6 protein-coding genes are annotated in these 7,045 nt (G+C 52.6%); 1 reads left to right on the top strand and 5 read right to left on the bottom strand.

All coding sequences use genetic code 11. The features are described 5' to 3' along the window. Positions 1–88: 88 nt before the first annotated feature. The 5 genes from eno to ACI4N7_RS02240 all read right to left on the bottom strand — a co-directional run bounded on the left by eno (position 89) and on the right by ACI4N7_RS02240 (position 5,424). A complete protein-coding gene (eno, locus tag ACI4N7_RS02260) occupies positions 89–1,384 on the bottom strand; it encodes a phosphopyruvate hydratase (RefSeq protein WP_439731747.1) in 1,296 nt (431 codons plus the stop codon). Between the two features lie 77 nt (positions 1,385–1,461). Continuing rightward, entirely contained in the window at positions 1,462–2,208 is a 747-nt protein-coding gene (gene tpiA, locus ACI4N7_RS02255) for a triose-phosphate isomerase (RefSeq protein WP_439731746.1), read from the bottom strand. 6 nt (positions 2,209–2,214) lie between these two features. Next, positions 2,215–3,402, bottom strand: a complete 1,188-nt coding sequence (locus ACI4N7_RS02250; RefSeq protein ID WP_439731745.1) for a phosphoglycerate kinase — start codon at positions 3,400–3,402, stop codon at positions 2,215–2,217. Between the two features lie 2 nt (positions 3,403–3,404). After that, positions 3,405–4,412: a type I glyceraldehyde-3-phosphate dehydrogenase gene (gap, locus tag ACI4N7_RS02245; protein ID WP_439731744.1), complete on the bottom strand. Its 1,008-nt coding sequence runs from the start codon at positions 4,410–4,412 to the stop codon at positions 3,405–3,407. 4 nt (positions 4,413–4,416) lie between these two features. Then, positions 4,417–5,424 (bottom strand): sugar-binding transcriptional regulator, encoded by a 1,008-nt coding sequence (locus ACI4N7_RS02240; protein ID WP_439731743.1) that lies wholly within the window; start codon positions 5,422–5,424, stop codon positions 4,417–4,419. Positions 5,425–5,985: 561 nt separating this feature from the next. On the opposite strand from ACI4N7_RS02240, the gene ACI4N7_RS02235 reads away from it, so the two are divergent. Then, entirely contained in the window at positions 5,986–6,936 is a 951-nt protein-coding gene (locus tag ACI4N7_RS02235) for a nitronate monooxygenase (protein WP_439731742.1), read from the top strand. The last annotated feature ends 109 nt before the right edge of the window (positions 6,937–7,045 follow it).

The raw sequence follows: 7,045 nt of genomic DNA, 5'->3' as shown, positions 1-7,045 counted from the left end.
GGCCACCAGTCCACTAACCCACTAATTCACCAAAACAAAAACCCCGGCCATGTACCGGGGTTTCTGTAATAAAATATGTATCTGTTTATTATTCAAACCGTTTCATTCTGTGGGTGAGAGCACTGCTGCCGTAGAAGGAGTCGGCGTCCAGGTCTTCTTCAATGCGGAGGAGCTGGTTGTACTTGGCTACTCTTTCTGTACGTCCCGGAGCACCGGTCTTGATCTGTCCGGCATTCAGGGCCACTGCCACATCGGCAATGGTGGTATCAGCCGTTTCACCGGAGCGGTGGGAAATGACAGCGGTATAGCCGCATCTCTGGGCCATCTGCACCGCTTCAAAGGTTTCGGTCAGGGTGCCGATCTGGTTCAGTTTGATAAGGATGGAGTTGGCCACGCCCATATGGATGCCTTTGGAAAGCCGTTTGGTGTTGGTGACGAAGAGGTCATCCCCTACCAGCTGTACTTTCTTGCCCAGGGCTTCGGTCAGTTTCTTCCAGCCATCCCAGTCTTCTTCTCCCAAGCCGTCTTCGATGGAGATAATGGGGTATTCGTCGATGAGCTTTTCGTAGAATGCAATCATTTCATCGGCGTTCTTGGCGGTATGGTCTCCTGCCAGATGGTAGAGGCCGTCATCGCCAAGGAGTTCGGAAGCGGCCACGTCGGTGGCAAGGACTACGTCTTTGCCGGCGGTATAGCCTGCTTTTTCAATGGCTTCGCAGATGACTTCCATGGCTGCTTCGTTGGACGGAAGGTCCGGTGCATAGCCGCCTTCATCGCCTACGGCTGTGGAAAGTCCCTTTTTCTTCAGCACGTCCTTCAGGGCATGGTAGATTTCAGCGCACATGCGCAGGCCTTCCCGGAAGCTGGGCGCTCCCACAGGCATAATCATGCTTTCCTGAATGTCCACGTTGTTGTCTGCATGGGCGCCGCCGTTCATGATGTTCATCATGGGGACCGGCAGGTTATGGGCATTCACACCGCCCAGATACTGGTACAGCGGCAGTCCTGCCGAAGCAGCGGCTGCATGGGCGGCAGCCAGGGATACGCCCAGAATGGCGTTGGCGCCCAGGCGGCTCTTGTTTTCTGTTCCGTCCAGGTTGATCAGGATATGGTCCAGGCCTCTCTGGTCGCTGGCATCCCAGCCAAGCACGGCATCAGCGATTTCGCTGTTCACATTGTTTACCGCTTTCAGAACCCCTTTTCCGCCGTACCGGCTCTTGTCGCCGTCTCTCAGTTCGGTGGCTTCAAACATACCGGTGGATGCGCCGGAGGGAACGGCGGTCCGGGCAAAGGTGCCGTCTTCCAGTGTCATTTCTACTTCAACGGTAGGATTTCCCCGGGAATCCAGAATTTCTCTTGCGTGTAAATCAGTAATGGCTGCCATGCTTAATTCCTCCTGTATCGGTTGATTTGATTTGATATTGAAAGCCTGCCTTCTGCCGGAAGGCAGGCTCTGTGACATCAGGCTTTCTGATAAATGTCAAGCATTGTATCGGGCTTCAGGCTGGCCCCTCCGATGAGGGCGCCGTCAATGTCCTTCTGTTTCAGGAAATCGGAAATATTGTCTCCATTCACGGAGCCGCCGTAAAGGATGCGCACTTCCTCTGCCTCTTTCTTTCCGGCGGTTTCCTTCACCGTCTTCCGGATGAAGGAGGCAATGTCTTCCGCATCTTTCGGCGTAGCCGCCTGACCGGAGCCGATGGCCCAGATGGGTTCATAGGCAATGACCAGACGGGCGGTTTCTTCTCTGGACAGGGCAAAGAGGGCCGTGCGGATTTCACTGCCGATGCGCTCTTCCGTCTGTCCTTCCCGTCTTTCCTCTTCCGTTTCTCCTACGCAGAGGATGGGAATCATGCCGCCTTCCAGCACTGCCTTCACCTTGCGGGCTACGAATTCATCGCTTTCGCCCAGGATCTGCCGTCTTTCGGAATGGCCGCAGATCACATAGCTGCAGCCCAGGTCCTTCAGCATGGGCGCGGAGATTTCTCCCGTAAAGGCGCCCTTGTCTTCAGGATACACATTCTGGGCGCCCCAGCGGATAGACGATCCGTTCAGGAAAAAGCGGGCCAGAGGAATATCGGTAAAGGGCGGGCAGAAGAGAAGCTCCACCCCTTCTTTTTTCTCGATTTTAAAGGCTTTGAAAAATCTTTCTGCTTCCGTAACAGTGAGATTCATTTTCCAGTTTCCTGCAATCAGAATATTACGCAAACAGAATCACTCCTTATCTGCCAGCACTGCCACGCCGGGAAGAACCATTCCTTCCAGCATTTCCAGGGAAGCGCCGCCGCCGGTGGACACATGGGAGAACTTGTCTTCAATTCCCAGCTGGTCTACCACCGATGCCGATTCGCCTCCGCCGATGACGGTGGTGGCTTTCAGATTGGCCATGGCTTCCGCAATGGCAAAGGTTCCCTTGGCAAAGGGTTTCATTTCAAATACGCCCATAGGACCGTTCCAGACGACGGTTTTCATCTTTTTCAGGGTCTCTACATACAGTTCAATGGTCTTGGGGCCGATATCCAGCGCCATCCAGGGGCTCTTGAATTCGGAGGCCGAAAGCACTTTGGTCTGGGCTTTTTCAGAGAAGGAATCGCCGGCCATGAAATCTACAGGAAGCATGATTTCCGAACCCATTTCATGGGCCTTCTTCATCAGGTTCCGAGCCAGGTCGAAGCGGTCCCTGTCCTGCAGGGACTGGCCCATGTCATAGCCCTGGGCGGCTACAAAGGTATTGGCCATGCCGCCGCCGATAAGAATCACATCCGCTTTTTCCATCAGGTTGGCAATGACCTGGATCTTGTCGCTGATCTTTGCCCCGCCGATAATGGCCGCAAAAGGACGCTCCGGATGTTCAATGACTCCATCCAGGAAATCGATTTCCTTTTTCAGGAGAAGACCGGACACCATAGGCATCAGCCGGCCTACCCCCACCACAGAAGCATGGGTGCGGTGGGAAACGCCAAAGGCATCATTCACTGCCAGATCGCAGCCTTCCACCAGGGATTTGGCAAAGGCGTCATCATTCTTTTCCTCTTCCTTATGGAAGCGGAGATTTTCCAGAAGCAGCACCTGTCCCGGTTTCAGGCTTTTTTTCATGGCTGCTGCCTTATCGCCCACGCAGTCATCAGAGAAAAGCACTTCCTGATGGAGAAGCTCGGACAGCCTCTTGGCACAGGGAGCCAGGGACAGTTCCTTCACCACGGCACCCTTCGGACGCCCCATATGACTTGCCAGCACCACTGCTGCCCCCTGGTCCAGGAGATAGCGGATGGTAGGAATGGTAGCCCGGATACGGCGGTCATCCAGGATGTGCCCTTCCTTATCATGAGGCACATTATAGTCCACACGGACATACACTGTTTTTCCTTCCGGTTTCAAATCATATACGGTCTGTTTGTTCATAATCAAAGTCCTTTCGACGCTACGTATTTCACAAGGTCAATAATTCTCATGGAGTAACCCCATTCATTGTCGTACCAGGCAATGACTTTGACCAGATTGCCTTCCATCACCATGGTGAGGAGGCTGTCTACCGTGGAGCTTACATCGGTGGTGAGGAAATCACTGGATACCAGCGGTTCATCCGTGTAGGCCAGGATGCCCTTCAGTTCCCCTTCCGATGCTTCCTTCAAGGCAGCATTGACTTCTTCCTTCGTTACATTTTTGGACAGCTCCACCACCAGATCTACCAGGGAAACATCGGGAGTCGGAACGCGGATAGCCAGTCCGTTCAGTTTGCCCTTCAGATCCGGAATGACAATGCCGATGGCTTTGGCGGCACCGGTGGAGGTAGGAATGATATTTTCCGCAGCAGCTCTGCCTCTTCTCGGATCCTTCTTGTGTGCCTTTTCCAGGATAGCCTGGTCATTGGTATAGGAATGAACGGTGGTCATGAGGCCCCGCTTGATGTGGAACTTTTCATGGAGCACCTTCACCACCGGTGCCAGGCAGTTGGTGGTGCAGGATGCGTTGGAAATAATGTTATCCTTTTTCGGATCATAGATATCTTCATTGACACCCATGACGATGGTGGCATCGTCATCCTTACCCGGAGCGGTGATGATGACTTTCTTCACCGTTCCCTTGATATGCTTGCCGGCGCTGACCTTATCCTTCAGCTTGCCAGTGGATTCTACTACGATTTGAACACCGTAGGCGCTCCAGTCCAGATGTTCCGGATCCCGATCATGGAATACATGAACCCGTTTTCCTTCAATGATCAGGTCATCGCCGTCAATTTCAACCTTCTTGCCCAGACGTCCGTGAACGGAATCATACTTCAGAAGATAAGCGGCAGTTTCGACGCCGCTGGGGTTGTTGATCGCTACAACCTCCAGGTCATCCCTGTCCAGCATACCGCGGAATACCAGTCTGCCAATTCTGCCGAATCCGTTAATACCAATCTTCGTCATAATGTTAGTACCCTCCTGTGATTGACTTTTTACCAGCTGTCATATGTATGATTTCTTGACCTGCGCCCTCATCAGTCACCAGCGTCCCCCGAATGCCGGCCCTGGCCATGGCAAGGATAGCGGGACCTTTGTGACTGCCTCCGGCTGCAATTAAGACATGGGGAATAGAAGAAATGTCCTCCCTGGAAATTCCTACATTGTACAGGCGGTAGAGAATCCGGCCCTCTATATCCGCATAAAGGCCCAGAGACTCGCCCACCGCCTTTTCCTTCACCAGACGTTCCCTGACGTCCGGCGGAATATCGGTCCATTTGGAACGATCCTGCGGTTCATCCACCCCGGTGACAAGGATATCCGTCTTTGCCGCCAGTTTGTCGATTTCCTTCAACCGGGGAATTTCATTTTTCACCTGAAGGAAAAGCTCAGGGCTGAGACCGTCGGGAATATGGGCGATATGGTAGCAGCCGCCCAGCTTTTCAGCCATACGGGAAGCCACGAAATTGGGCAGATACTCCACCCTGTTTCCAAAACCGCCGCGGGCAGGAATCACATCCACCTTCATATGAAGGGACGGAAGGGCCTCTGCAATGCCTGCAATCACCGGGCCGCCGCTGACGGCGGTGACAAAACCGTCCCGGATAATCCGGAGCAGGACAAAAGCCGCCTCCTGGCTGATCTCATTTCTCACCGCATCGGAAGCATCGGAATCTCCTCTCACCACGATAACCCGTTCCATGGAAAGAACAGCCTGCAGTTTCTTTTCCATATCCGAAAGTGCCGGACTCTTCTGGAAATAAGGAGCCAAAGGCCCGATCAGGGATTCTCCCTTGGAAGTCAGGCTCATGCCGGAAGGACGAGACAAAAGAAGGCCTGATTCTGCCATTTTTTCAAGATGCTTGCGGACCGTATTTTCCGAAAGTTTCGTCTGCATGGCTAAAAGATGCCTGCCTACCGGTCCGTTGTCGTGAATCTGACGAAGAATCTCATACCGCTCCTGGGCTTCTGCCATCATTTCCGGAAGGAGCAGCATCATTAAAGAGTCTTCTTTCAACCATATCACTTCCATATCTGTCAAAAAGTGTGGAATCATGCCAAGTCTTACCTTTTACAGTATATCACGCCTCTATTAATACTACAACATCTATAGAAAAATATAGTAATAAGTATACTCTATATATCAATAGTATATGCATTACTATAAAATGGTCCATCAGTCATGGAAAATCCGGTATCCCTTATCCCGTTGAAACGGCGGATTCGGAACATTTTTAAAAAGAAGGATTTCATTCATAATTCAGAGAAATCATGAATAATAGAAATTCAATGCTTTTTCTGCATTGCTAAAGGTGGAGAGAAAAAGGGTCATGTAAAAAAATCCTGCCCCATACATAAAAAAATGGATATAATACAGGTAAGGAAGCACAGACTGATCCTCATAGAATTTCATTCATAGATTGTCTTTTGTACGCAGAAGCGGCCCTCTCTGCCGAAGCTGCCGGTCAAAGCATCTATGAAAATTCCGTTCTGCCATTCCCGTCCATGATTCATGGTTCAGAAAAAAGGAGGAATTCCTATGCCTTGGAAAACGAAATTAACCGAACTGCTATCCATTGATTACCCCATTATCCAGGGAGGCATGGCTTACATATCTGACGGCCTTCTGGCAGCCGCCATGGCCCATGCAGGCTGCGCCGGCGTCATCGGCTCCGGCGGCTTTACCACCGACGAAGTGAGAGAAAATATCCGCCGGGCCAAGGATATTCTGGGCCCCAGCGGCGTATACGGCGTGAACCTCATGCTTCAGGCGCCCAACAAAGACGACGTGGCCCAGGTCATCTGCGATGAAAAAGTGCCCTTTGTCACCCTGGGCGCAGGAAATCCGGTACCCTGGTTCGATGACCTTCATCATGCCGGCGTCAAATGCATTCCTGTCGTCCCCAGCGTGAAACTGGCCAAACGGGTGCAGGATGCCGGCGCCGACGCCCTGGTGGTGGAAGGCATGGAAGCCGGCGGCCACGATGGAAAGCTGACCCTCATGGCCCTGCTGGAAAACGTACTGCCGGACCTGGAGATCCCCCTCATCGCCGCCGGCGGCATTGTTGACGGCAGAGGCATAGCCGCCGCACTCATCATGGGCGCATCCGGCGTACAGATGGGCACCCGCTTCCTGCTTGCAGAAGAATGCCGCCTCCATCCCAAAGCCAAGGAAGCCATCATCAAAGCCCAGGACACCGACTCCACTGTCACCGGATTCACCACCGGCGACAGTGTGCGGGGTCTCAAGAACGCATTCTCTGAAAAATACCTGAAGGCAGAATACAGCGGCGCACCGCTGGAAGAACTGATCGCAATGGCTACAGGCACCACCAGAAAAGGCGCCGTAGAGGGCGATACAGAAAACGGCTTCGTCCTGGCCGGCATGTCCCTCACCCACCTCACCAAAATCCAGCCGGTAGAGGAAATTGTGGAAGAACTGGTTTCGGAAACAGAAAGAAGACTGGCCGGAGCTGGGAAATTGATCTGAAAGTTTGAGGCAGATCGCTTGATAGGGTGTATTCCCGATGGAATGAAGGCTGGGAGGGCAGCGGAAGGAATTAAAAATTAAAAATGTAGAATGGAAAACGGTGGTGGCG

It is taken from the genome of Dialister sp. (assembly GCF_051885895.1).
Lineage (GTDB): Bacteria > Bacillota > Negativicutes > Veillonellales > Dialisteraceae > Dialister.
The sequence above is the reverse complement of the archived record's forward strand: the minus strand, read 5'-3'. Positions and strand labels throughout refer to the sequence as shown.